Raw genomic sequence first — 25,997 nt, forward strand, 5'->3', positions numbered from 1 at the left:
CAATCAGCCTTTCTGACACGTTGCGCACAGCCCTTCGATCTCGACCGTGGACTGGTGCGGCCTGAATCCGATCTTTGCGGCAGCACGCGCAATGGCGTGGGAGATCTCGCTATCCTCAACCTCGCTCACCGTGCCGCAGCCACTACAGATCAGAAACTGGGCGCGATGGCCACACCCGTGACCATGATGACACTCCAGACGATGCGCGCAGCCAATGAAGGCGCTCATACGCTCGATACGATGGATCAGCCCTTGTGCAAGCAGGAAGTCGAGTGCCCGATAGACAGTGGGTGGGGCGGCATTGCGCTGATACTGCCTGAGATGGTCGAGTATCTCATAGGCGCCTACCGGCTTGCTGCTTTCCAGAATAAGGCCGAGCACCAGCCGTCTGGTTTCTGTCAGGCGGCTGGCACGCGTCGCGCAGAAAGACGCTGCACGGTCCAGCAGGGCCTGTGTGTCTGCCGAAAACGCGGGCTGATCTGTCGTTGCCGTAAGGGTGAGCATCTGGAAATTCCTTTTCCGGCTTGTCCTGACCAGAGTTCCGCCTCTATATCGCGTATCCCAGTCGTTATAATATAACTAAAGGCGACTTTTTTGCGCCAGCTTCTGCTCATCATACTCTGTGCCCTCGCCCTGCACGGCCTTGCCGGAACCAGCTGGGCGCAGTCTGCTGCCGGTACGCCGGTGTCAACGCAGCCGCCCAAGGCCCAGATTTTCTGTGCCGAAGCGCTCTGGTGCGATCTCGCCACAGGGCTAGGGGGGGATTCTGTCAGCCCTGCCAGTGTCCTGACCTCACCGCGCATCGACCCGCATGATTTTCAGGTCACGCCTGATATGGCGCTTACTCTGGCGCAATCCAGTCTCGTGGTGATGACGGGCGGTCATTATGATGACTGGATGACCCCGCTGCTGGATGCCCAGCCCAATGCGGCGCGTCGTGTCATATCGGCATTCGATCTTGCCGGGCTGAAGCCGGGTGACAACCCGCATCTCTTCGATGACCCCGAGGCTGTCGGTCGGGTGGTGGATGCCCTTGCCCGTGACCTTGCTGCGCTGCTTCCCCACAAGGCAGACGATATTGCCGCCGCACAGATGCGGTTTCACCGGATGCTCGATGGCTTCAATGCCCGGCTGAAGATCCTGCGCCCCCGCACGCAAGGCATGAGGATTGCCGTTACAGAGCCCGTTGGGGGACCTGTTTTTGCTGCGCTTGGTCTGGAGATTATCAATCCGGACTTTGCGCTGGCGGTCATGAATCATGTTGATCCTGCGCCGCGCGATGTGGCGCGGCTGGAAGAGGCCATTCAGCAGAAGGCCGTCAAGGCGCTTGTCATCAACCCGGCGGTCGAGACGCCATCCATCTCACGCCTGATCGCGCTGGCCCATCGCTCCGGCATTGCTGTCGTGGCCTTTGACGAGTTTCCAGCCCCCCCTCTGCTGTGGCAGGACTGGATGACGGTGCGGCTCAACCGGCTTGCAGCCGCGCTGGACATTCGTAACTGATTGGCCATGACTGAACTGCCCGATGCCCTGACCCTGCATGATGTGACCCTGGCTCATGGCAGCCGGGTCCTGTTTGCGCAGGCAAATCTCACCTTGCCGGCCGGAAGCTTCACCGTGCTGGACGGGGCGAACGGTCATGGCAAGACGACGTTGCTGCGCACGTTGCTTGGTCTGCATCGCCCTCAGCAGGGGCGAATTGAGGTGCTGGGCCGCAATCCTGCTGCCATAAGAGGGCAGATCGGTTACATGCCTCAGGATCGTCGTCTGCCTGCGCCGCAGATGACCGGCCATGCGCTCTTGGCGGCCTCATGGCGGGGGACCTCTTTCGGCCTGCCGGGCTGGGGCGGGAAACTGAATGCCCGTATCGGGGCTGCTTTGACTCTCACAGGAGCCGAGGCCCTGGCCCGGCAACCGCTCAGCCAGCTTTCAGGTGGGGAGCGGCAACGGCTTTTCCTTGCCGAGGCCCTGCTGGATAGCCCGTCCTTTCTTGTTCTGGACGAGCCATTGAGCGGTATGGATACGCAATGGCAGACGCGGATTTTATCCATGCTGCACAAACGATGCCGCGACACCGGCATGTCGGTTCTCATGTCTTGCCACGGGCTCGACGCCGTCCGGCCCTATGCCGATCATCTGCTCCGGATCAGTGATCATAAACTGGAGCTCCATGATGCTGCATTATGAGTTTATGCAGAATGCCTTCATGGCGTCGGGCGTGGTGGCGCTTCTGTGCGGGCTGGTGGGGTGGTTTCTGGTGTTGCGCGGCCAGAGTTTTGCGGGGCATGCGCTCTCGCATATCGGCTTCGCAGGGGCAACCGGTGCCGTACTCATCGGCATGACGCCTTTGACAGGCATGGTGCTCTCTGCTCTGGCGGCAGGGCTGGTGCTCGGCTGGGAGCCGCAGGGCGATCTGCGGGCCAATGCGGCGAGCACCAGTCAGCGGGACAGTGTGATCGGCCTCGTGCTGGCTGCCAGCCTCGGGCTTGGTCTGCTGTTCCTGCAAATGGCTCATACACCTGCCAGCAGCACCACGGCCCTGCTTTTTGGCAATGTGCTTGGTGTGGACCGGGCGACCCTGCGTATGTTGCTGTTGCTTGGTGGTGTGTCTCTGGCCGGGCTTTGCGTGCTGGGTCGGCCCTTGCTGTTTGCCAGCCTCGACCCGGACCTTGCAGCAGCCAAGGGCGTGCGGCTGCGCGTTGTGGCCTGCGGCTTCATGATGCTTGTTGCGCTGGCCACGGCCATAGGCTCGCGCACGATTGGGATTCTGCTGGTGTTCAGCCTGCTGGTCGGGCCAGCCTCATGCACACTGCGCCTTGGTCTCTCACCCTGGGTAGGGTTATTGGTTTCCGCACTTCTGGCCCTGGCCTTGTCCTGGGGCGGACTTGTCGTGGCATGGTATACCGGGGTGCCGGTCTCGTTCTGCATCAGTGCGGGGGCGGCGCTTTGCTATCTGCTGGCGCGGGCGATCGCCAGCCGCGGGCTTATCACAGCTGCGCGTTCATGATCCGACCGGCGCGGTTATAGCTGACACAACGGTAAAAGCACGTCCTCTCGGACGAAGCATACCGTCTCCTGAAATTGCCGCTCTGAAAGCGTGACGGAGCGTCTGCCGTTTCCTTGGTCGGCGAAGTTCTCGACGGCTCAGTTCAGATGCCAGTCGAGCAGCATGATGCCGACTACGAACAGCGCAAGGACGATATGCATGATGATCAGCTCACGCACGTTGATTGTCGGCACATCCTGCCGGGGCTTCTGCGGCTTTGCCATGACTGGCTCCTTCTTGTTTTTTGCCCGACGATCTTAAACCAGTTTGCTGGTCTTCAGTTATATCGTCATGAAAAATAATTCAGAGACAACTGACGCCGGGGCGCGCCCTCATGACGATCATCCGATCGAGGTCTCTCCCTATGCACGATATATCCTGATTCTGGCGGCCGTGGTCGCTGCAATCTGTGGCGGTCTGTATGGCTATGATACCGGGATCATCTCCGGTGCGCTGCTGCTGATCTCCGATGATTTTCATCTCAGCAGCACCATGCAGGAGATGGTGGCCTCTGCCATTCTGGCAGGCGCCATTCTCGGCGCCCTGGCGGCCGGGTCCTTTTCCGAGAAATACGGACGGCGCGCCTGCGTGACGCTGGTCAGCGGGGTATTCGTGCTTGGGGCGCTGGCCTGCGCCTTTTCGCCCGATGTCTGGCTGCTGATTATCTCACGCGTGTTCCTCGGCTTCGCCGTGGGCGGGTCCACGCAGGTCGTGCCGATGTATATTTCGGAGCTCGCACCGGCGGAGAAGCGCGGCACACTGGTCACGATGTTCAATGTGGCCATCGGGCTTGGCATCCTTCTGGCCAACATCATCGGCTATACCGAACGTGAGGCTTGGGGTTGGCGCCCGATGGTGGGCCTTGCCGCCGTGCCTGCTGCCATTGTCTTTGTCTCCATGTTCTTCATGCCCAAGAGCCCACGCTGGACTGCTGAAAATGAAGGCATGAAGCGCGCTATCATCGAGCTCGGGCGCATCCGGACATCGAAGAAGGTGATCCGCAAGGAAGTGCGCGAGATGCGCGAGAACGCGGAATCCGCCGATCCGCGCAATCGTGGCTGGAAGGGACTGTTCCGGCCCTGGGTGCGTCCGGCCCTTGTTGCCGCTCTGGGCGTGGCCTTCTTTACCCAGTGCGGCGGTCTGGAAATGATGATCTATTACGCGCCGACCTTTCTGCGCGATGCGGGATTCGGCGCTTCATCGGCGCTTATGGCCTCGCTGGGTGTGGCCATCACCTATTGCATCATGACCTTCATCGGCTGTCTGATTGTCGACCGGGTCGGCCGTCGTCGCCTCATGCTGATCATGGGACCGGGTTCCATTGTCAGTCTGATTGGTCTGGGTATTGTCTTTGCCATGCACCCTGCCGCAGGCAACGTGGGCTCCTATCTGGTGATCGTGTTCCTGCTGCTGTTCATGGCGTTCAATTCGGGCGGCATCCAGGTCTGTGGCTGGCTGCTTGGCGCCGAGATGTTCCCGCTTTCCATGCGTGGTCAGGCCACCAGCCTTCATGCTGCGACGCTCTGGGGCTCTGACCTGCTGGTGACGGGCACGGCGCTCACGCTGGTGCAGCTCATCACGCTGGGTGGCACCATGTGGTTCTATGCGGCGGTCAATTTAGCCTCGGTGGCGTTCATCTTCTTCTTCGTGCCAGAAACAGCCGGCGCCACGCTTGAGGATATCGAGCTTGCCCTGCACGAAAAGCGCTTTCGTCCTAGCAAGGGGCAGACACGCATCGTTTCCGAGGACGTGCAGGAAGAGGGTGCTGCCTGAGCCATACAGATCCAGGGGGCAGTTCGCGTGACGACGGGGGTGGCCTTTCAGGGAGGGGCCACCCCTTTTTCGTGAAACTGGCATTGCGCCGCAGAAATCGCTAAAAGCGGGCTCTGAATGACGATTGCCCATTCGACCGCAACGCCTGCACGCCAGGGAAATCCATGCGGATCGGGCGAGAAGTAGGATCAAGATGAGCTGGCTGACCGAATACGTTCGACCGAAAATCCGTGGCCTTCTGCAGCGCGAAGTGCCGGAGAATTTGTGGACCAGCTGTGAGTCCTGCTCGCAGATGATCCTGATCAAGGATCTCGAGAAGGCCCAGCGCGTCTGCCCCCATTGCGGCCATCATGGCAAGGCACTGGCCAATGAGCGCCTTCAGTGGACCTTCGATGACGGCAAATACACAAAGATCGAGCTGCCCAAGGTTCCCAGCGATCCGCTCGGCTTTCGTGACCAGAAGAAATATGCCGACCGCCTGAAGGACGCCAAGACCAAGACCCATCTTGATGAGTCCCTGGCTGTGGCCCACGGCAAGATCGGTGGTCATGATGCGGTTGTGGCCGTCATGGCCTATGAATTCATGGCAGGCACCATGGGCACGGCTCTTGGCGAAGCCTTCATTGCGGCCTGCCGTCTGGCCGTGCTGCAAAAGGCAGCGCTGGTGATCTATACCGCCTCGGGTGGTGCCCGCATGCAGGAGGGCGTTCTGTCGCTCATGCAGATGCCGCGCACGACCATTGGCGTCGAAATGCTCAAGGATGCCGGTCTGCCCTATATCGTTGTGCTGACCAACCCGACCACGGGCGGTGTCTCGGCTTCGTTCGCTATGCTGGGCGATGTGCAGATTGCCGAACCTGAGGCGCTGATTGCCTTTACCGGCCCGCGCGTCATTCAGGATACGGTGCGCGAGAAGCTGCCCGAGGGCTTCCAGCGTTCCGAGTATCTGCGTGACCACGGCATGGTGGACATGGTTGTGGCGCGTCCAGAACTTCAGACCATGCTCGGCCGTCTGATTGGCATGATGATGAACAAGCCTGCTGCTGCCTCTGTAGCTGCCTGACGGGCTCTGCTCCCTGCTGGCCCCGTCCTGCGCAACAGGGCGGGGTTTTTTCTTTCGCTCCCACACGGATTGACCCATGACGACCCAAGCCGCCCCGGCCAGACTCAGCGATGAATATGAGGGCCGGACGGGTGTCGTGCTGGCCCGTGTGCAGGCGCTTTATCCCAAGCTGATCGATCTCTCCCTTACGCGGCTGCACGCCCTGCTCGACAAGCTGGGCAACCCTGAACGTGCGCTGCCGCCCGTCATTCACGTGGCCGGGACGAATGGCAAGGGCAGTACCTGCGCGAACCTGCGCGCCATAGCCGAAGAGGCCGGGCTGCGCGTTCATGTCATGACCAGCCCGCATCTCGTGGACGTGACGGAGCGGTTTCGTGTCGCGGGCACATTGGTGACCGAAGAGGCGCTGGTTGCGACACTCGAGGAAATCGAGCGCATCAATAATGGCGCGCCTATTACCGTGTTCGAGGTTCTGACGGCTGCGGGTCTGCTGCTGTTTGCACGAACACCTGCGGATCTGACGATTCTTGAAGTCGGTCTGGGTGGTCGTCTGGATGCGACCAATGTTGTTGCGCGCCCGATTGTGTGTGTGATCACGCCGGTCGATCTAGACCATCAGGCCTTTCTGGGTGAAACACTCGGTCTGATCGCTGCCGAAAAGGCTGGTATCATCAAGCCGGGTGTGCCGGCTGTATGCGCTCTCCAGCATGATGAGGCACGACAGGTGATCGAGGCCCAGTCCGCGTCCTGCAAGGCCCCGCTGTGGGAGGTCGGACGCGACGTAACCTGCCATTGTGATCATGATGGCACCCTGACCTATCGGGATCCGCTCGGGGTGCTGTCACTGCCGGCACCGGGGCTGAAGGGTGTGCATCAGGTTGCGAATGCCACTCTGGCTGTGGCTGCCCTGCGGGCCAGCGGGTTCCCCCTGCCAGAGCAGGCCTGGGCCGGAATTGCGCATACGCAATGGCCCGCCCGATTGCAGCGTCTGGAGGGCAGGCTTGCCGCCCTTTTGCCCGCAGGGTGGGAGTTGTGGCTCGATGGCGGGCACAACCCCAACGCTGGCGAAGCGCTCTCGGCCACGTTGGCTGACTGGTCCGACCGTCCTTTGCATGTCATTGTCGGCATGAAGCAGAGCAAGGATGCTGCGGGTTTTCTCCGTCCCGTACAGCGTCATGCGACGACACTTCATGCTGTGGCAGAAGAGGGTCAGCACCTTGCTTTGCCCGTGGAAGCCATCATCGAGGCCTCAGGTGGCCATGCTGTTGCCGGGCCGACAATCGCAGCGATCCTTCCCCGCTTCGAGGGGCCACCATCACGGGTGCTGATCTGCGGCAGTCTCTATCTGGCAGGTGTGGTTCTGAAGCAGGATGGCACATTGCCTCGCTGAAAATCATGCCACGCCCCTTCAGTCACTCGCATAACCATTAGGATGGCGAACTCGCCACGCAAGCGCTGTGGCAACGATCGAGTCGATATCTGAAAATTCCGGATTCCATCCAGTTTCTTCTCTGATTCTGGTCGAGTCAGCGATCAATATCGCGGGGTCACCTTCGCGTCGGTCATCCCACTGCCACGGGACGCTCTTTCCTGATACTCGTTCAACACTGCGAATTACTTCAAGATTGCTGAACCCTGACCCATTTCCAAGATTATAGCTTACGGATCCGCTATCTAATCTGGATATCGCCCGGATATGCGCATCCGCAAGATCAGCAACATGTACGTAGTCACGGATGCAGGTGCCGTCGGGTGTGGGATAATTCTGCCCGAAAAGCCGTAGAGCGGGGCGTCTTCCCAGCATAGCGTCAATTGTCAGCGGTATCAGATGGGTTTCGGGATGATGGTCCTCCCCCAGACGCCCCATGCGATCTGCACCAGCTGCGTTGAAGTAGCGCAAGCACGCGTAGCGCATACCGTGAATACGGTCGGCCCAGCGCAGTGCCCGCTCGATGATAAATTTGCTTTCACCGTAAGGTGAGCCGGGATCGATCAATGCTGAGTCACTAATCGGTATCGTACGCTCACTCCCGCCGAAAAGCGCGGCGGTAGATGAGAATATGAATTTCTCTATTCCATTTCTTGTACAGGCTTCGATTAGATTTAATGATGTTATCGTGTTTTGGCGGAGATAGGTATAAGGCTCCGCCATGGAGGCACCCACAAGAGAGAGGGCTGCGAAGTGCAGCACAGCATCCCAACGCCCTTCGCTGACGAGACTGTTGGTATCTTCAGCATTTGCGAGATCGATTATCTCAAAACGTGCGCCGGTTGGGATAGCCTTTCTGTGTCCGGTGCTTAGATTATCGAGGATGACAACCTCATGCCCTGCATCAAGAAGGCTTATAGCGACATGACTACCGACAAAGCCGGCTCCGCCAGTAATTAGAAAACGCATAAGGCATCCTGTAGAATTTCTTTCGGCTTATCAAAAACTTTGAGAGATAGAAACACTAAATTTGTCGCGTTTGTCTACTATGTTGGTATGTAAATATTAATAGAAATATTATCTATATAATAATCGGAAATGATATAGTCTTGCCTGATATATAACATGAACTTATCAAATAAACAAAATGAAACAATAAGTAACCTTTCCATGTTCTCAAGCGAGAGAGGGTCTGGGTACGTAACGGCCTTTGCCGCGTACGGTGCGAAGGGTTCCATCGTCCCAGACGACCACGCCCTGGCTGATGGTTTTTCTCGCAAGACCGGTCAGGGTCATGCCTTCATAGAGCGTGTAATCGACGTTCTGATGCAGGGTGGCGGCAGAGAGGGTGCGCGAGGCAGTTGGGTCCCACAACACCAGATCGGCATCTGCCCCCGGTGCAATACAGCCCTTTCTGGGGAAGATATTGAAGATACGGGCCGTGTTGGTCGACGTGATGGCCACGAACTGCTCCGGTGTCAGGCGACCACTGACAACCCCGTGATGCCACAGCACGCTCATGCGTTCCTCGATCCCCGGCACGCCATTGGGGATTTTCGTGAAATCATCGCGGCCGCGTTCCTTCTGGTCGCGACAGAAGCAGCAATGATCCGTGGCGGTTGTCTGTAGCTGTCCCGAAACCAGCCCGCCCCACAGGGCCTGCTGATGGGATCTGGCGCGAAAGGGCGGGCTCATGACATGGCGGGCAGCGGAGAGCCAGTCCTCATTATGATAGACGCTCTCATCGAAAACGAGATGCTGCGGAAGTACCTCGCCATAAACCTTCATGCCCTTGAGACGGGCTGCAGCGATGGCTTCCGTGGCCTCGCGGGTCGAGACATGCACGATATAAAGCGGTGTGTTCTGAAGTGTCGCCAGGGTAATGGCGCGCTGGGCTGCCTCGCCTTCGACCTCGGCGGGGCGTGACAGAGGATGGGCGTGGGGGCCGGTTTCGCCCGCGGCGAGAAGCTGCGCCTGAAGGAAAGACACGGCGTCACCGTTTTCGGCGTGGACGGTGCAAAGGGCACCCAGCGCGCCCGCACGGCTCATGGAGCGCAGAAAAACGGTATCGTCGATCATCAGGGCGTTTTTATAAGCCATGAAGTGCTTGAAGGAGTTGACGCCGCCTTCCTGCACCAGGCGACCCATGTCCTCGTGTACCTGCTCGTCCCAATGCGTGACCGCGACATGGAATCCGTAATCGGCGGCGGCTTTCTCGGCCTTGCCTCGCCAGTCCTGCCACGCCTCGAACAGCCGCTGCCCGGCTGCGGGTATGACAAAATCAATGATGCTGGTCGTACCACCCGCCAGCCCTGCCGCCGTGCCGGTGTAGAAATCGTCGCTCGCGGTCGTACCCATGAACGGCATTTCCATATGGGTATGGGGGTCGATTCCACCCGGCATGACCAGCAGCCCAGTGGCATCGACCAGCGTACAATCTGTTGGCTGTTCCAGATCGGGACCTGTGGCGGCAATCCGGCCTTCATCGTCACACAGGACATCCCCGCGCATACTGCGCTCGGCTGTGACGATCGTTCCACCCTTGATGAGCAGCATGACACTGTTCTCCTGTGAGAAAGCCCGGATAAAGGAACCAGCCATAATATCGTTGTAATACCGAAATCATAAGACTAGCCTGACCAGATGGTCAATCTATTGCTGGTACGCCAAGGGTCCAGCATGGATCATGCAGGATGGCCATGCCGTAAGGGTCGTGACAAGCTCGGCAGGGCGGGGCAGTCATGACAGGGTGATCATGACGGGACGACCGGAAAGGATGGCGATGACGCAGGCACACGTGAATATGCTCTCTGGGCCGTTATCGAATGAGGATCTCGCTCCCGTGTCGGAGCGGCACTGGGCCTGGAAAGATTATCTGTTCCTGTGGATGTCCAATGTTCACAGCGTTGCGGGTTACATGACCATTGGCAGCTTTTTCACCATGGGGCTGCCGGTCAGCGCTGTCCTGTCCGGGCTTCTGACGGCGGTAATCATCGTGCATGTGCTGTGCAATCTGGTGGCGGTCCCCAGCCTGCGCGCTGGCGTGCCGTTTCCGGTGGTCATACGGGGAGCCTTCGGTGTGTATGGCGCGGTCGTTCCCGCGCTGGTGCGTGGCGTCATCGCGGTCGGCTGGTACGGCATACAGACCTGGCTCGCCTCGAACGCGATCGTTCTGTTCATCCTGCACATGGACCCCGGTGTGATGGGCTATGCGGATTCGCATCTGCATGGTGCTCTGGGGCTGTCCCTGCTGGGCTGGGGTGCCTTCCTTTTTGTCTGGCTGTTGCAGATTGCCGTGTTCTGGCGAGGGATGGAGTCCATCAGGCATTTCATCGACTGGGCAGGGCCTGCCATTTATCTTGTCATTTTCGGGCTCGATATCGCGCTTTTATGGCGCACGCACGGTGCCTTCCATCTCTCGGTTCTGCCCCAGTCGGTCGTCAGCTGGCCGGTCGCCCTTGCCGGGGTTTTCAGCGTGGCCTCCCTGACATTGGCCTATTTCTCGCCGATCATTCTCAATTTTGGTGATTTTGCCCGTTACGGCACGAGCATGTCTGACGTGCGTCGGGGCAATTTCTGGGGATTACCCGTCAATTTCATGGCGTTTGTCATGCTGGTTCTGACCACACTCGTTCTGGCGCGTTCTGCACTGGGGCGGCTGATCCTGGATCCTGCCGGAACCATCATGATGTTCGACAGCCCGACCATCATGCTTGTCGGGACGATCACCCTTGTCTCCGCCACGATCGGGATCAATATCTCGGCCAATTTCGTCTCGGCCGCGTTCGATTTTTCCAATATTGCCCCTGCCAGCATCTCATGGCGCAAAGGGGGGCTGATTGCCTCAATCGGGGCGATCCTGCTGACACCATGGAATCTCTACGCTCATCCCGAGCTTATTCATCTGACACTCGATATTCTCGGACTGTTCATTGCACCAGTCACGGGCATCCTGCTGGTTGATTATTATCACGTGCAAAAAGCCAGTCTCGATTTGCCTGGTCTTTATTCCACAGCGCCTGATGGCCCGTACTGGTACCGGGGCGGCGTCAATCGGCGCGCTGTTCTGGCATTGGCGCTATCGGTGGTGCTGGGGCTCATGGTGGTCTTCGTCCCCGCCCTGAATGGTGCGCAGAACTACGCCTGGGTGATCGGGCTTGTGACCGGCGGCGTGTTTCACTTCGGCCTTTCGGGCCTCAGCCCGCGCGGGGGAAGAGCGGCCTCACAAGAATCATGAAGGTTTCGAGCGCGGTATCATAATCGCGCTCACCCAGAGGGGCCGTGTCGAGCAGGGCCTCGAACTGGACCTGCATATCCGCATAGGCCTGTGTTCCAGACCAGAGCAGGCACAGGAAATGGGTGGGGTCTATGGGGGTCATGAGCCCCCGTGACTGCCAGCCGAGAAAGATCGCGGCATGGCGGTCTACATGGGCGCGGAGCACGTCCTTCAGAAAGCCTTCGAGCCGCTGCCCTCCTGAAAGCAGTTCCTGAGCGAAAAGCCGCGACCCTTCCGGTCGGGTACGTGAGAACGCGATCTTGGCGCGCAGATAGCCTTCCATGCCCTCAATCGGGTCACGATCGGCGCTGAGCCAGTGATCGGCATCATCCAGCCAGACATCGAGAAGTCTTTTGAGCGTGGCGTTGTACAGCTCCTCCTTGGAACCGAAATAATAGAGGATATTGGCCTTGGGGATGTCGCACAGCGCAGCAATTTCTTCCAGGCGCGTGCCGTTCAGGCCTCGCATCCCGAAGGTCGTCTCGGCGGCATTGAGGATCTGGGGCAGCATCGCCTGGCGCGGGGCACTGGGTCTTCTGGGCTTCTTGATTGTGTTGGCGTCAGACGACGCTTTTGCTCTGAAGCCACGAGGGGCGAGGTCACTGCCTGCGCTGTCATGGTGACCAGAGGCGAGATGATCCTTATGAGGCAGGATCCTTCCGGCGAGGGGCACGGTATTATCGGTCATTCCGTCCTGTCTCCTGCTTTTTCAGCCGTCGGGATCCTGTCTTGCGGGCTCACCTGGCCTCAAAAGACCTTGTCGGCGCGCAGCAGGGCGCCCAGCAGCACATTGGCACCGGCTTCGGCCTCGGCTTCGGTAATGCTTTCGGCTTCGTTATGGCTCAACCCGTCACGACAGGGGACGAAAATCATGGCGGTTGGGGTCATGCGCGCCATATAGGCGGCATCATGGCCGGGGCCGGACACAATTTCCATCGCGTCGAATCCTGCATCACGCGCGGCGTCAGACACCATCTCGATGCAGCGTCGGTCGAACGGTACGGCAGGGGCATCCCAGATCTGGCGCAGGGCAAGTTCCACCCCGGCCTGCTCGGCAAGATTGGTGAGAGCCTGCTTCATTTCCTGCTCCATCACGGCAAGCGTCGCATCCTCCGGATGGCGCAGATCGATGGTGAAGAAGGTTTCTCCCGGCACGACGTTATGGCTGTTCGGCCGGTTCTCGATCAGGCCGACAGTACCAAGACCCTTGGGTGCATGAGCCGTGGCCACATCCGATACGGCACTGATCATGCGTGCAGCCGCCAGAAGCGTGTCTGCGCGCATGGTCATGGGGGTTGAGCCCGCATGGGCATCGCGGCCTGTCACCGTGACCTCATACCAGCGCATCCCCTGCACGCCGGTTACGGCGCCGATGACCCGATTTTCGACCTCGAGGATCGGCCCCTGTTCAATATGGAGCTCGAAATAGGCGGCGACGGGGTGATCGCCGCATTGCTGCGTGCCACGGTAACCAATCGCTTCCAGTGCGTCGCCAAAACGTTCGCCGGCGCGGTCACGCTTGTCGAGAATTTCCTCCTCCGTGAACACGCCTGCAAACGCGCCGGAGCACATCATGGGGGGAGAAAACCGCGAGCCTTCTTCATTGGTCCAGTTGATAAGCTCGACGGGGTGACGCAACACATGCCCGGCTTCGCGCAATGCACGCAGCACGGCCAGGCCGCCCAGCACACCCAGAATTCCATCGAACTTGCCGCCTGTAGGCTGGGTGTCGAGATGGCTCCCCATGGTCAGGGGCGGAAGGCTGCTATCCTGCCCCTCAAGACGGGCGAACATGTTACCCAGTCGATCGACCGTGACCGTGCAGCCGAGCGCCTTGCAGGTGGCAGCAAACCAGTCACGTACCTGACGGTCCTCTTCCGTCAGGGTCAGACGCTTGATTCCCCCCTTGGGGGTCCCGCCAAAACGCGCAGTTTCCATGAGATCGGCCCAGAGGGCGCGGCCATCGATACGGATATTGCTCATGCGGCGGGAGATCCTTTCAGGCGGAGAGGCGATGCGGATTGGAGGGATGGTCAAGCCAAGTCATCTCGCCGTCAACAGGCTGCGGTGTCATGGTGATGCAATCATCCACCGGGCAGACATGGGCGCAGAGATTGCAGCCCACACATTCGTCCTCGATCACGCTGTATTCGCGACGGTTCGGCCCGGTGCTTTTGGCGATGGCCTGATGCGAGGTGTCCTCACAGGCGATATGGCACAGGCCGCACCCCACGCAGCTTTCCTGATCGATCTGCGCGATGGTGCGGAACTTCATGTTGAGCTGGTTCCAGGGTACGAAGCGCGACACGGCCCGCCCGCTCAGATCGGGCAGGGTCGCGTAATCCTTGCTGTCCATCCAGTTCGAAAGCCCGTCGATCATGTCCTCGACGATACGGAACCCGTAATGCATGGCCGCCGTGCAAACCTGTAGCGCGCTCGACCCCATGGCGAGGAATTCGGCGGAGTCCCGCCAGTTGCTGATGCCCCCCATGCCCGAAATGGGTATTCCCGCCATTTCGGGATCGCGGGCAATCTCGCCGATCATGCGCAGGGCGATGGGCTTGACCGCCGGGCCGCAATAGCCGCCGTGCGTGCCCTTGCCTCCTACGACCGGCATGGGGGCCATGGCGTCCAGATCGACCCCGATGACCGACTGGATGGTGTTGATGAGCGACACCGCATCGGCACCGCCACGACGGGCAGCGCGTGCGGGCATGAGGATATTGGTGACATTGGGGGTCAGTTTGACGATGACCGGCATGCGCGTGTTCTGCTTGCACCAGCGCGTGACCATCTCGACATACTCAGGCACCTGCCCCACGGCAGAGCCCATATTGCGCTCTGACATACCATGCGGACAGCCGAAATTCAGCTCGATTCCGTCCGCTCCCGTCTCCTCGATAAGCGGCAGAATGGCCTTCCAGCGATGCTCCTCGCACGGCACCATAAGGCTGACGATGAGCGCCCGGTCCGGGAAATCACGCTTCACGCGCTTGATCTCGGCGATGTTGGTTGCTAGCGGCCTGTCGGAAATCAGCTCGATATTATTGAGCCCCATAAGACGCTTGCCCTCGAACTGAAGGGCGCCGTAACGCGAGCTGAGATTGACTACCGGCGGGTCTTCTCCCAGCGTTTTCCACACCACGCCGCCCCATCCCGCTTCATAGGCGCGACGGACATTATATTCCTTGTCGGTGGGTGGGGCAGAGGCCAGCCAGAACGGATTGGGTGAGGTGATGCCGGCGAAACTGGTGCGCAGATCGGCCATGATCAGAGAACTCCTGTGCCGGAGAGAGAAAGATCGTCAGGAGTCAGGTCGCTGTGAATGGCCTGTGCTGCCTCGCGCCCGTCGCGTACGGCAGCCACAGTGAGATCTTCACCCGCTGTGCAGTCGCCGCCAGCATAGACGCCAGCCAGTGTGGTGCGGCCTTTTTTGTCCACCACAAGGCGGCCATTCTCGATCAGGATCTGATCCTGTGAAACCGGGTCAGGGACAAAAACCTGCCCGATGGCCTTGAGCACCATATCCGCGGCAATCGTGAAATCGACAGGGGGCGTGGCGGGGCCTGTCGACGCTTCTGCGGCTGCGTCAGTGCGTCTGAATGTCACGCCGGTGAGGGCGCCATTGTCGAATTCCAGCCGGGTTGGTGCGGCCCAGAGCCGGAGCGTGACCCCGTTGGTCTGCGCCCAGTCGCGCTCGACCTCGGTGGCCGACATGGTGGGCTCACCCCGACGATAAACCAGCGTGACTTCTTCGGCGCCGAGGCGTTTCGCCTGTACGGCGGCGTCGATGGCCGTGTTGCCTCCACCGATCACGACGACACGCCGCCCGACCTGCACCGAGGCCAGCGGGTGGGAGCGCAGATGTTCGATGAATGCCACGGCATCCTTGACGCCAGGCATGGTCTCGCCGGGGAGGCCAAGAGCCCGCACGCCGGACAGGCCGATTGCCAGAAAGACGGCATCGTAATCCTGTCGCAACGTGGCGAGGTGGATTGTTTCGCCCAGAATGGCCCGTCCCTGATAATGAATGCCGCCGATTGCCATCAGGAAATCGATTTCCTTCTGGGCAAAATCATCCGCCAGCTTGTAGGCGGCAACACCATATTCATTCAGGCCGCCCGCCTTTTCGTGCCGGTCGAACAGCGTCACCTCATGACCGTGCATGGCCAGACGATGAGCACAGGCGAGGCCCGCAGGGCCGGCGCCCACGATGGCGATATGTCGCCCCGTCGGGGTGGCGCGTGTGAAAGGGTGGGTGTCCTGGGCCATCTGCCAGTCTGTGGCGTAGCGCTGCAGGGCGCCGATACGAACAGGTTTATGGGTTTCGATGGCGGTGTGCACACATTTCTGTTCGCACAGGATCTCGGTCGGGCAGACGCGGGCGCAGGAGCCGCCGAGGATGTTTGATTGCAGGATGGTCCTGGCCGCACCGGCCGTGTTCCGCGAGGCAATGGCCTTGATGAAACGCGGAATGTCGATATCGGTCGGACAGGCCTCGATACAGGGCGCGTCATAACAATAGAAACATCGATCGGCTTCCAGCGCTGCCTGTTCGGGGGTCAGTCCCGGATGGGCATCCGCGAAATTTCGCGCCAGAATATCTTGGGGCAGGCGACCACAGGCAATATCAGGGCGCATGGGAGAATCCGGTTCTGTTTGTTCCGTAAAACGAACGTTACGGTCGGGATGATGCGCACTGCAAGTAAAATTTGACCATATGTTCAGATATCTCGCGGCGAAAATTTCCTGACTGATCCCGATGCAGGGCGCGGCGGTCAGAACAGCGGGGGCAAGGAAACATGTCGCACACCTGTCTGTTCCGATATCGATACATAATCCGTGCTAGCAAGGGGGATACCGGGGGAGGTGGATCGCTTGCGCGATGCCGTGATGGCAAAGAAGTGGAACATTTTTGCATCTGGCCCAGAAAGCGTTACCGGATTGGAACGCCCCTTCCGCAGGCGCTATAGGGTGAAGCGCTGGTCACGACAAAGCAAAGAGTGGGGATAAACGATGAGAATGATCGGGCTTCTGGGCGGTATGAGCTGGGAGAGCTCGGCCATGTATTATCGTCTGCTCAATGAGGGTGTGCGTGACAGGCTCGGTCCTGCCTCGTCTGCACGCTGCCTTTTGTGGTCATTCGACTTCGCCGAGATCAAGGATCTCCAGCATCGTGGCGCATGGGATGTTCTGACCGAGCGTCTGATTGAGGCCGCGCGTCATCTGGAAAAGGCGGGAGCGGATGATCTGGTAATCTGCACGAACACCATGCACTGCGTGGCGGATGCGGTGCAGGCGCAACTATCGATTCCCATCCTGCATATCGCTGACGCCACCGGCGAACAGATCAGGCAAAGCGGCTTTCGCCGCATCGGGCTGTTGGGCACGCGCTTCACCATGGAGCAGGATTTCTACAGGAAGCGACTGACCGAGCGTTATGGTCTGGAGGTGATCATTCCCGACGAACGGGACCGCATGGACGTGCATCGTATCATCTATGAAGAGCTCGTGGCCGGGCAGATCAACCCGTCATCCCGCGCGCTTTATCGCGCCATCATGGCCCGCCTTGTCGCTTCGGGTGCTGAGGCGATCATTCTGGGATGCACGGAAATCATGCTGCTTGTCGGGGCTGAGGATTGCACGGTGCCGCTTTTCGATACGACAGCCCTGCATGTTCACGCCACACTCGAAAAGGCATTGGCCGACTGACGAGATGTCCGGAAAGGTATGGAAAATGGCCGTCCCCTGAGGGGGGAGGCTGAGCGCGCGTCATTAACGCACCATCACAGCGATTAAGGGCTATCGCCGGGCAGGCTGGTGGTCTGCCGTGGTCTTTGGCGTAGCGAACGTCATTGTGAAGCAGGTTGTCACAATATGTTGCGAAAAAGCAACGACGTCCAGTATTTTTCGTTATCGTTGCGTTATAGATACCAAACCGGAAAAATTTCCTTACGGTGTGTTTCATTATTTTTACGAAACATATTCACGGGGAGTCTCACGATGGTGCGCCGGGTAACATTGCCTTATCGTCACAGGGGCCTGCGGCAGAGCACATTGATGGTTGCCCTGTTCTGCACAGTGTTTGCTGCGCCGGCAGAGGGCCTTGCCCAGACCATCGCTCAGGGGGCGGGAACCGCGCACAAGAAGACCACCGCGCGTCGGTCATCCCACGCGACGAAAAAACCCGCTCATGCAACGGCCAAGGCAACATCCTCGAAGGTGGGCGTGGCGGCAGGGAGCGCTGGTGGCAGCGCAGCGTTAACCGGTGCAGGCACTGCATCGCAAAACGGCGCGTCGAGTGCTGCCGCCCAGCCTGCCCTGCCTTTCTCAAGTGGCGTGGAAACGGCGGATTCCTCGCCGCAGAAAGAGACCATCATCGTCACCGGCACGCGCCTGTCGCAATCGCGCCTGACGAATGTCATGGCAGGATCGACCCTGGGTGGGGAACAGATCCGACGCCGGGGATATTACGATCTCGGTACGGCCCTGCTGCGCGAAAATCCGGCAATCAGCCAGGGTGGCAATTCCACCATCGGTAACCAGGGCAGCTTTGGGGCGGGTCAGTCCTTTATCGGCCTCCTCAATCTGGGCGCCCAGCGTACGCTGACCCTGATCGATGGCATGCGTATGGGCGGTGGCGCGACAGCCTCGATCTATGGTTCCGGTTCGGGCTCGCAGGTGGATGTGAGCACGATTCCGACCTCGCTCATCAAGGGTATCGATACGCGCCTCGGCGGCGCGGGCGCGGCCTATGGTGCCGACGCCGTGGCAGGCGTGATGAACTATACGCTCGATGACCACTTCACCGGTGTCGATTTCAATGCCCAGGGTAACTGGTCGCAAAAGCTCGATGCACCGGGTGAGAAACTGACCTTCAAGGCTGGCCGCAATTTCGACCATGACAAGGGCGGCATGGTCTTTGATGTGGAATACCGCAACCAGGGCGGTATGGTCGCCAATGACCGGCCTGATGTGTTCGGGCGCGACGCGGTGCTTTATCATCGCGTGCCGCTCGGGCAGAGCTCGCCCTATACCTATGTTCTGGGTGCTGGCTCACGGTTCATCCAGAACTCTGTGACCGGTATTCCCATGATCACCGGTGATTACGGCAATCTGCCGGTCTATGCGGGGTCTGCTGGCGCCGCGCTGGCCGGTCAGGCCAATAACGCCGTGGCCAATGGCGCCAATATGCCGCTCATGTTCAGTCAGAATGGCCAGTCGCTCATTCCGCTTCAGGCAAATGCCTATCTCAAGGGAGACACCACGCACGGCATCGGCGGGAACGGTATCGCCCTTCAGGACTACAATCAGTTGATCGCCCCCAATGACAAGCTGAACCTGACGTTGCTTGGGCATTACGACATTACCCGGCACATTCATGCCACATGGCAGGGCTGGTATGCCCGTGGCAGCGCCGAGAGTCAGGTGGGTCAGGGCACATGGAGCACGACCCAGTTCGACAATCCCCTGACGCTCAATACGGCTGGCCCGATGAGCAGCAGCTACTACACCAACGATGTCGTCAACGGCGCCTATGCGCTGAGCACGAGCAATCCCTATCTTACCAGCGCCGAGCAGCAGACGATCAGGAATGCGCTCGCTGCCAATGGCCAGCCGACAGACACCTTCTACCTGAACCGTCTGAACCAGGACCTCGACGCCGGTCTGTATCGCACGAAGGTGCAGATGTACCGCTTCCAGGGCGGGCTTGCCGGTGATTTCAATGCAGTGGGGCGCAAGTTCGACTGGAAAGTGCGTGGTGAATACACGCGCTACATGAACAATACTTGGACGCCTTCCATCGTCATTCCCAACCTCGTCAATGCCCTCAATGCAGTGCGTGATTCCAGCGGCAATATCGTGTGCGCTTCGGGCTATCAGAATGCACCCATCGCCACGCGCAGTTCGACCTGTGAACCACTCAATCCATTCGGCTATAACCAGATGACGCCGGGCGCACGTGACTATGTCATTTCAGATGCCCATTCGCGCAACAACAACACCCAGCGCGATATCCAGGCCGAACTGAGCTCAACGGTGTTCCGCCTGCCCGCAGGCGATATCCGGTGGGATCTGGGCTATGAGCATCGCCGCGAAGGGTATCATTTTGATCCGGGCGCGTTCTTCCGCGGCTGGCCGCAGGGTGATGGCACGTATCAGCAATACGGCAACAGCACGGCTATTCCGCCCACGGGTGGTGCGTATCATACGCATGAAGCTTTTGGCGAGCTAGACGTACCTTTCGTCTCGCCGACCATGAACGTGCCGGGTATCTATAACCTGTCGGCCACAGCCAATGGTCGCTTCATCAATAACAGCATGACCGGCAATTACTGGACCTACATGTTCGGCGGTGCCTGGTGGCCGACCGAGGATTTCGGCCTGAGCGGCAATTATGCCCAGTCCGTGCGTAATCCCTCCGTGACGGAACTGTTTTCGCCCCGCTCCACCGATTACGAATCAGGCGTTGATCCGTGCTCCGACGCAGGTGTCGGTTCCGGCCCCAACCCGGCCATTCGTGCAGCAAACTGCGCGAAGGCAGGCATCACCCAACCCTTCACCTCCAACTTCAATTTCTACACCATTCCGGGCAGCGCAGGCGGCAATAGCAACCTCAAGAACGAAACCTCAAAGAGCTATACGGGCAGCCTCGAATTCCGGCCGCATTTCGTGCGTGGCCTCGACATGAAGGCGTCTTTTGTGGACGTGAAGGTGAAAAACGCCATCACCTCACTGGGCGCGCAGGATCTGATGAATGCCTGCTATGACTCGTCCAGCTACCCGTCCAATGCCTTCTGCAATACCTTCACACGTGATTCCTCCGGGCAGCTCTCGACCTTCAGCGCAGGCTATTACAACATTGCCAGCTATGAGACGCAGGCTTTGCAGGCAACCTTCGACTACTACGCTCCCCTGTCGCGTTTCGGGCTGGGCGACGGTGCCGGTGAAATCGATCTGAGCGGCAACTACGTTCACTATCTCAAGAGCCAGAACACCTATCTGGGCAGCACCTATTTCCTCTCGGGAACGACAGACGCACCCAATGACAACTTCACGCTCAACCTGAACTACATGCGCGGTCCGTTCTCGGCCCAGTGGCAGACGCTCTGGTATGGGCCGACCCAGTACGCGGTGCAGGTACCGGCCACGCGTTATCAGGATAACAAACGCCCCTCATTTGCCTATTTCAATCTCTCCCTGGCGTATGAGATTACCAGGAATCTCGCGGCCAATTTCGTTATCAACAACATCACCGATGCCCTGCCGAAGGACCCGGGCATCTATGATACCAACCGTTATTACGAGGCCTTTATCGGACGGAGCTTCCAGCTCAATATCGGCGTGCATTTCTGATGCAACCGCACCCCTCTGCAAAAGCAGAGGGGTTTTTCGACGCGCCTTTCCCGATGGTCCTGAAAGTGGCGCGGCACAGGGAAAACCTTTTGCCTTGCGGGAGCGTTGCCTGTTACGGCCCCATTTTCAGGATCATCTGTCTCTTGCGCCCATTCATTTTCGGTACGCTTTTCGTCGTTGTCATTCTGAACTGGCTCTGGCCGCTTCCTCTGGCACTTCCCGTCAAACTGGCTGCGATCATCCTGATCGTTGGAGCGGCGCTCTTTCACCAGTGGAGCCGCCTTTCTTCCGGCTCTGTCTTTGCGCCGGAAATGCCGCGCCCTGTGGTCATCCTGTTCAACTGGGCCTTCGGCGCCCTGATGTTCGTGACCGTCGGGCAAATCTTGGTTGATAGTGTCGCGGCTCTGTTGGCATTGGTGCAGTGGCATGGAATCGTGATCGGCACGATCCCGCGCGTAGCGATCGGTGGGCTTGCTGCCTTGCTGTCGGCGCTGGGAGTATGGAATGCCGTTCGTGTACCGCCGGTCAGGCATGAGACAGTCAGCATCGCGGGGCTCGATCCTGCTTTTGACGGTTATCGTATTGCCCAGCTAACCGATCTGCACATCACCCGGGTTTTCCCGCGTCGCTGGGCCGAGGAGGTGGTGTCACGCACCAATGCCATCGGGGCAGACCTGATCGTCGTGACCGGGGATTTTATCGATGGATCGGTGGCCATGCGCCGCGACGACGTTGCCCCGCTCGCGCAACTGGCGGCCCCTGACGGGCTGATGGCCTGTCCGGGTAACCATGAATATTTTTTCGATTATCGCGAATGGATGCAGCATATCGGTTCGCTCGGCTTTCACATGCTGCTCAACACGCATCGGCTCATCACCCGTAACGGCGCGTCGCTGGTGGTTGCGGGTGTGACAGATCACTCCGCAGCCGGTCATGGTGAGGCCAGGCCCGATCTGGCGGCGGCGCTGGCAGGACGTCCTGAAGGCGCTCCTGTCATACTGCTCGATCATCAGCCCGGTGGCGCGCGTGAGGCTGCCGCTCAGGGCGTGGCGCTTCAGCTTTCGGGCCATACGCATGGGGGGATGATCTATGGTCTCGACCGCATGGTGGCGCGTGGCAATAACGGCTTTGTTTCCCGCCGCTACGAAATTGGCACCATGACGCTTTACGTAAGCAACGGCACCGGTATCTGGCCCGGCTTCGCACTTCGCCTTGGCAGACCCTCCGAAATTACCTGCTTTCACCTCAGATCCGCCTGATCGCTGGCGCGAAAAGGGTAGGGCGCGTCACAGTCTGGAAGGCTATGGCCCTGCTGTATGCACGGCCGTATGAAGCTGCTACGTCCCGCAGGAATAAAGGCGGTTGTGATAACCGTGCGGCCGGTCAGGGCGCAGGCCGGGGATATCGTGCCTCGGCGATGAAGCAACGACATGCTGGCGATGGACAGGGGAAGAGGATGGGCCGTTATTGCGTTACGGTAACGTGCGAGGCACGTCGCGGAATTGTGGCTGTGATCTCGGGGTATCTCGCAGGAAAAGACTGCAATATCCGCGATAGCTCACAGTTCGACGACGTCGAATCAAACCGGTTTTTCATGAGGACCAGTTTTCTGGCCGAGGCGAATACGAGCCTTGAGGAATTGCAGCGCGATTTCGCCCCGATCGCCGCGCAATACGGCATGACCGCCACCTTCCATGACGAAAATGAGCGTCTGAATGTCGTGATCATGGTGTCACGGTTCGGCCACTGCCTGAACGACCTGCTCTATCGCACCCGTATCGGGGCCCTGCCGATCAATATTGTTGCGGTGATTTCCAATCATCTGGATTTTCAGAAGCTGGTGGTCAACCACGACATACCCTTCCACTACATCCGGGTGACGAAGGAAAACAAACCCGAGGCCGAAGCGCAGCAGCTTGCCATCATTCGCGACAGCGGGGCGCAGCTTGTGGTGCTGGCGCGCTATATGCAGGTTCTGTCTGATGAGATGTGTCAGGCCCTGTCAGGGCGCACGATCAACATCCATCACTCCTTCCTGCCCAGTTTCAAGGGCGCTCATCCCTACCATCAGGCTCATGCGCGTGGCGTCAAGCTGATCGGTGCGACCGCGCATTATGTCACGGCGGAACTCGATGAGGGGCCGATCATCGAGCAGGATATCATTCGCGTATCGCATAACCAGTCACCTGAAGACTACGTCACACTGGGACGTGATGTGGAAAGTCAGGTGCTGGCACGCGCAATTCATGCCCATGCTCACAGACGTGTGTTTCTCAACGGCCGTAGCACGGTGGTCTTTCCCGCAAGCCCGGGATCCTTTGCCTCGTCACGTAACGGCTGAACCAGACAGAGCCCCTGTTGCACGGGATCGCTGTCAGTGGCGATTACCGGGCGATGGGCATGGCGGTTCTGGGATCCATCACCCTTTGCCGATGCGTTGGCCAATCCAGTCCATGGTGCGCCCGAGATTACCGAATGGGTAGAAATGCAGGCTTGCCGGGCCATGCGCGTCGGCAAGCTGCTCTTCAAGCTGGGTGATCAGCTTGTCCGGTCCGGCGCTTCCCAGTAACTTGCCAAGCGATATGCCATATCGGGAAAGCACGGAAGCAGAGGCCCCTACCCCGCAGCGTGCGGCAAAACGCAGCAGGGAGGCGATCGACGCAGGTCCCGGAACGCCTATCCTGACGTGGCATGTGATCCCACGTTCACGCAGGCGCATCAGCCATGTCGTAATGGCCTGAGCATCGAAGCCGAATTGCGTGACGATTTCGGGCGTCATGCCCCGTGCCTCGATATCGCGGCATTTATGCTCCAACACCGTCCAGCCTTGTTCAGGCGTCATGAGGGGATGGCCTTCCGGATATCCCCCGATACCGACAACCCTGATCCCTGCTTTCTCGAACAGGCCGGTTGCCAGCAGGGCAGCGCTGTCGGCAAAAGGGCCTGCAGGCTCGGACGGGTCCCCTGCGACAATGAAGCATCGCTCAATCCCGGCCTCGGCCACCATCTGTGCCAGCAGGGTCTCGCAGGCCGCTTTCGAGGGAAGGCGTCGGGCAGAGAAATGCGGCACAGGAAGCAGGCCAAGAGTCCTGATGGTGCGGATGGCCTCCAGACGCGCTGCTTGCGTGTCATTGGCCAGATGGGGGATCATGACAGGTGTGACTGGCTCCAGGGGCAATGCTCCCGATGACATCATGCCTTTCAGGGATGGCAGATCCCTGGTCGTGACTTCGAGCGAAAAGCGCCAGAGCCGATCCGGATCGTGTGCCCCGTCCCTTTTCCCCGTTGATTGCACCGTCATGGCGTCCCCCTGCCCGTTATGGGGATCATGCCCTGTGTTGTCGTTCAGGGCTGCATGAATCTGGAGAGGCGATAGATTTGAATTGCCCGGCATGATGCAGGAGCGGGCGTGCGGCCTTGTCATGGGCCATACTGCATACCTGACCGATCAGTATGACATGATCTCCCGCCGTTACCTGCTGCACGAGATCCGTGGTGAAGACCGCCCCTGCGCCTTTCAGAACCGGCAAGCCGTCGTGCGGCTCGAACAGATCCTGCAATGCATCGTTGCGTCGTCCCGCAAAATGCAAGGCATGGGCCTCCATATCCCGCGCAAGAACACTGACGGCAAACCGGCCAGCATGGCGGACCCGCGCCAGAAGCGTGGAACGCGCACCAACACAGACACCAATCAGGGGTGGGTCGAGCGAGACCGACATGAAAGCGCTGACCGTCATGCCGTGATCGCCCTCCTCTGTGCGTGTCGTCACAACCGTGACGCCGGTCGCGAACTGCCCACAGCAGGCGCGCAGGGCTTTTGGATCAAGGCTGTTTTGGGCCTTGATGTCTGGGCCGGGCTTCAGGGGGGCTTCTGTCATGATTTCTGCCGAATCTTCGTTTAATGAGCGCGGCAAATGCGGCCCTGCCGCCATTGGGGCCGAATCCTGAAAAACAGGCCGGTCAGCTTTCGCGGCCAACCGGCATCGTCTTGCGCATGATCGGGAGGGTGGGATCAGGCGCAGGTCAGCTCGCGACGGACGATCTCGGCACCGGCGGCGAGAGCCTGGAGTTTGCCTCTGGCCACGTTGCGTGAAAGTGGCGCCATGCCGCAATTCGTGCAGGGGCAGAGATTTTCGGCATCAACAAACTGAAGCGCCTTGCGCAGAGTATCCGCAACTTCTTCCGGGGTTTCGATGCGGTTGCTTGCGACATCGATGGCCCCGACCATCACCTTCTTGCCTCGCAGCAATTCGATCAGTTCCATCGGCACGTGGGAGTTCTGGCATTCCAGCGACACGAGATCGATGTTCGAGGCCTGCAGCTTCGGGAAGGTGCGTTCGTATTGGCGCCATTCATGGCCCAGCGTCTTTTTCCAGTCTGTATTGGCCTTGATGCCATAGCCGTAGCAGATATGGACGGCGGTCTGGCATTTCAGCCCTTCAATGGCGCGCTCCAGCGTGGCAATGCCCCAGTCATTGACCTCGTCGAAAAACACGTTGAAGGCTGGCTCATCGAACTGGATGATGTCCACACCGGCCTGCTCCAGCTCACGGGCTTCGGCATTGAGAATGGCAGCAAATTCCCAGGCCAGTTTCTCGCGGCTTTTGTAGTGCGCGTCATACAGCGTGTCGATCATGGTCATCGGGCCGGGCAGCGCCCATTTGATCGGCGCCTTGGTCTGCTGACGCAGGAATTTTGCATCCTCGACAAAAACCGGCTTCTCACGCGCGACTGCACTCACGACTGTGGGTACGCTGGCCTCGTAGCGGTTGCGAATGGTGACGGTCTCGCGCTTCTCGAAATCGACACCGGCGAGATGCTCGATGAAGGTGGTTACAAAATGCTGGCGTGTCTGCTCGCCGTCGCTGACGATATCGACGCCTGCCACCTGCTGCTCAAGCAGCGAGACGCGAAGCGCATCCTGTTTGGCCTCAACCAGAGCCTCGCCCCCCATTTTCCAGGGGGACCAGAGCTTTTCGGGCTCGGCAAGCCATGAGGGCTTTGGCAGGCTGCCAGCAGTTGCGGTGGGGAGAAGCTTCTTCATGAAATATGA

Annotated in this window: 22 protein-coding genes; 11 read left to right on the forward strand and 11 right to left on the reverse strand. The window is 59.5% G+C overall.

Features of this window, described 5'->3' with window-relative positions; genetic code table 11:
- Nucleotides 1-3 precede the first annotated feature (3 nt).
- On the reverse strand, nt 4-504 hold the full coding sequence (locus P5689_RS08215) for a Fur family transcriptional regulator (protein WP_023978207.1): 501 nt from the start codon (nt 502-504) through the stop codon (nt 4-6).
- 90 nt (nt 505-594) lie between these two features.
- Here P5689_RS08215 and P5689_RS08220 point away from each other — a divergent pair, with 90 nt between their 5' ends.
- Genes P5689_RS08220 through P5689_RS08230 form a run of 3 tightly spaced genes read left to right on the forward strand, consistent with a single transcriptional unit; the run spans nt 595 to nt 3,007 of the window.
- A complete protein-coding gene (locus tag P5689_RS08220; RefSeq protein WP_285532762.1) occupies nt 595-1,503 on the forward strand; it encodes a metal ABC transporter solute-binding protein, Zn/Mn family in 909 nt (302 codons plus the stop codon).
- 6 nt (nt 1,504-1,509) lie between these two features.
- Nucleotides 1,510-2,187 carry a metal ABC transporter ATP-binding protein gene (locus P5689_RS08225; RefSeq protein WP_285532763.1) on the forward strand — a complete coding sequence of 226 codons (678 nt, stop codon included), beginning with the start codon at nt 1,510-1,512 and terminating at the stop codon, nt 2,185-2,187.
- On the forward strand, nt 2,171-3,007 hold the full coding sequence (locus P5689_RS08230; RefSeq protein ID WP_336717812.1) for a metal ABC transporter permease: 837 nt from the start codon (nt 2,171-2,173) through the stop codon (nt 3,005-3,007). Before P5689_RS08225 ends, P5689_RS08230 begins: the two co-directional genes overlap by 17 nt.
- A gap of 137 nt (nt 3,008-3,144) precedes the next feature.
- Here the strand turns inward: P5689_RS08230 and P5689_RS08235 are convergent, their stop codons facing one another.
- Entirely contained in the window at nt 3,145-3,270 is a 126-nt protein-coding gene (locus P5689_RS08235) for a hypothetical protein (protein WP_023978203.1), read from the reverse strand.
- A gap of 67 nt (nt 3,271-3,337) precedes the next feature.
- Between P5689_RS08235 and P5689_RS08240 the strand changes: the two genes are divergently transcribed.
- From P5689_RS08240 to P5689_RS08250, 3 genes are all read left to right on the forward strand, one after another.
- The gene (locus P5689_RS08240) at nt 3,338-4,819 is read left to right on the forward strand and encodes a sugar porter family MFS transporter (protein WP_285532764.1); all 1,482 of its coding nucleotides are present in this window, start codon (nt 3,338-3,340) and stop codon (nt 4,817-4,819) included.
- A 193-nt stretch (nt 4,820-5,012) separates the two neighbouring features.
- Nucleotides 5,013-5,882, forward strand: a complete 870-nt coding sequence (gene accD, locus P5689_RS08245) for an acetyl-CoA carboxylase, carboxyltransferase subunit beta (RefSeq protein WP_285532766.1) — start codon at nt 5,013-5,015, stop codon at nt 5,880-5,882.
- Between the two features lie 76 nt (nt 5,883-5,958).
- On the forward strand, nt 5,959-7,272 hold the full coding sequence (locus P5689_RS08250; protein ID WP_285532768.1) for a folylpolyglutamate synthase/dihydrofolate synthase family protein: 1,314 nt from the start codon (nt 5,959-5,961) through the stop codon (nt 7,270-7,272).
- An 18-nt stretch (nt 7,273-7,290) separates the two neighbouring features.
- Here P5689_RS08250 and galE read toward each other — a convergent pair whose 3' ends face one another.
- Together galE and hydA are read right to left on the reverse strand one after the other, a co-directional pair.
- Complete coding sequence (galE, locus tag P5689_RS08255; protein WP_285532769.1) at nt 7,291-8,280, reverse strand: UDP-glucose 4-epimerase GalE; 990 nt, start codon at nt 8,278-8,280, stop codon at nt 7,291-7,293.
- Nucleotides 8,281-8,487: 207 nt separating this feature from the next.
- Nucleotides 8,488-9,867, reverse strand: a complete 1,380-nt coding sequence (gene hydA, locus P5689_RS08260) for a dihydropyrimidinase (protein ID WP_285532770.1) — start codon at nt 9,865-9,867, stop codon at nt 8,488-8,490.
- Between the two features lie 226 nt (nt 9,868-10,093).
- On the opposite strand from hydA, the gene P5689_RS08265 reads away from it, so the two are divergent.
- Nucleotides 10,094-11,548: an NCS1 family nucleobase:cation symporter-1 gene (locus tag P5689_RS08265; RefSeq protein ID WP_285532771.1), complete on the forward strand. Its 1,455-nt coding sequence runs from the start codon at nt 10,094-10,096 to the stop codon at nt 11,546-11,548.
- Here P5689_RS08265 and P5689_RS08270 read toward each other — a convergent pair.
- The 4 genes from P5689_RS08270 to P5689_RS08285 are packed head-to-tail and all read right to left on the reverse strand — an operon-like array spanning nt 11,508 to nt 16,228.
- Entirely contained in the window at nt 11,508-12,275 is a 768-nt protein-coding gene (locus P5689_RS08270; protein WP_285532772.1) for a TetR family transcriptional regulator C-terminal domain-containing protein, read from the reverse strand. The genes P5689_RS08265 and P5689_RS08270 overlap by 41 nt on opposite strands.
- Nucleotides 12,276-12,334: 59 nt before the next feature.
- Nucleotides 12,335-13,570: a M20 family metallo-hydrolase gene (locus P5689_RS08275; RefSeq protein WP_285532773.1), complete on the reverse strand. Its 1,236-nt coding sequence runs from the start codon at nt 13,568-13,570 to the stop codon at nt 12,335-12,337.
- Nucleotides 13,571-13,586: 16 nt separating this feature from the next.
- Entirely contained in the window at nt 13,587-14,855 is a 1,269-nt protein-coding gene (gene preA, locus P5689_RS08280) for an NAD-dependent dihydropyrimidine dehydrogenase subunit PreA (RefSeq protein WP_122038418.1), read from the reverse strand.
- A gap of 2 nt (nt 14,856-14,857) precedes the next feature.
- On the reverse strand, nt 14,858-16,228 hold the full coding sequence (locus P5689_RS08285) for an NAD(P)-dependent oxidoreductase (RefSeq protein ID WP_285532776.1): 1,371 nt from the start codon (nt 16,226-16,228) through the stop codon (nt 14,858-14,860).
- A gap of 375 nt (nt 16,229-16,603) precedes the next feature.
- Here P5689_RS08285 and P5689_RS08290 point away from each other — a divergent pair, with 375 nt between their 5' ends.
- The 4 genes from P5689_RS08290 (at nt 16,604) to purU (ending at nt 23,285) form a co-directional block, all read left to right on the forward strand.
- The gene (locus P5689_RS08290; protein ID WP_285532777.1) at nt 16,604-17,299 is read left to right on the forward strand and encodes an aspartate/glutamate racemase family protein; all 696 of its coding nucleotides are present in this window, start codon (nt 16,604-16,606) and stop codon (nt 17,297-17,299) included.
- Between the two features lie 291 nt (nt 17,300-17,590).
- On the forward strand, nt 17,591-20,944 hold the full coding sequence (locus P5689_RS08295; RefSeq protein WP_051395830.1) for a TonB-dependent receptor domain-containing protein: 3,354 nt from the start codon (nt 17,591-17,593) through the stop codon (nt 20,942-20,944).
- A gap of 143 nt (nt 20,945-21,087) precedes the next feature.
- On the forward strand, nt 21,088-22,203 hold the full coding sequence (locus P5689_RS08300; protein WP_285532778.1) for a metallophosphoesterase: 1,116 nt from the start codon (nt 21,088-21,090) through the stop codon (nt 22,201-22,203).
- Nucleotides 22,204-22,400: 197 nt separating this feature from the next.
- Entirely contained in the window at nt 22,401-23,285 is an 885-nt protein-coding gene (gene purU / locus P5689_RS08305; RefSeq protein WP_023978189.1) for a formyltetrahydrofolate deformylase, read from the forward strand.
- A 78-nt stretch (nt 23,286-23,363) separates the two neighbouring features.
- Here the strand turns inward: purU and P5689_RS08310 are convergent, their stop codons facing one another.
- From P5689_RS08310 to P5689_RS08320, 3 genes are all read right to left on the reverse strand, one after another.
- Nucleotides 23,364-24,245 carry a methylenetetrahydrofolate reductase gene (locus P5689_RS08310; protein WP_285532780.1) on the reverse strand — a complete coding sequence of 294 codons (882 nt, stop codon included), beginning with the start codon at nt 24,243-24,245 and terminating at the stop codon, nt 23,364-23,366.
- Between the two features lie 25 nt (nt 24,246-24,270).
- The gene (locus P5689_RS08315; RefSeq protein ID WP_285532782.1) at nt 24,271-24,822 is read right to left on the reverse strand and encodes a flavin reductase family protein; all 552 of its coding nucleotides are present in this window, start codon (nt 24,820-24,822) and stop codon (nt 24,271-24,273) included.
- Between the two features lie 134 nt (nt 24,823-24,956).
- Nucleotides 24,957-25,988, reverse strand: coding sequence for a methionine synthase (locus P5689_RS08320; RefSeq protein WP_285532783.1), 1,032 nt, complete (start codon nt 25,986-25,988; stop codon nt 24,957-24,959).
- Between the last annotated feature and the right edge of the window lie 9 nt (nt 25,989-25,997).

The organism is Asaia sp. HumB (assembly GCF_030263835.1).
In the GTDB taxonomy this organism is placed as follows: Bacteria; Pseudomonadota; Alphaproteobacteria; order Acetobacterales; family Acetobacteraceae; genus Asaia; species Asaia bogorensis.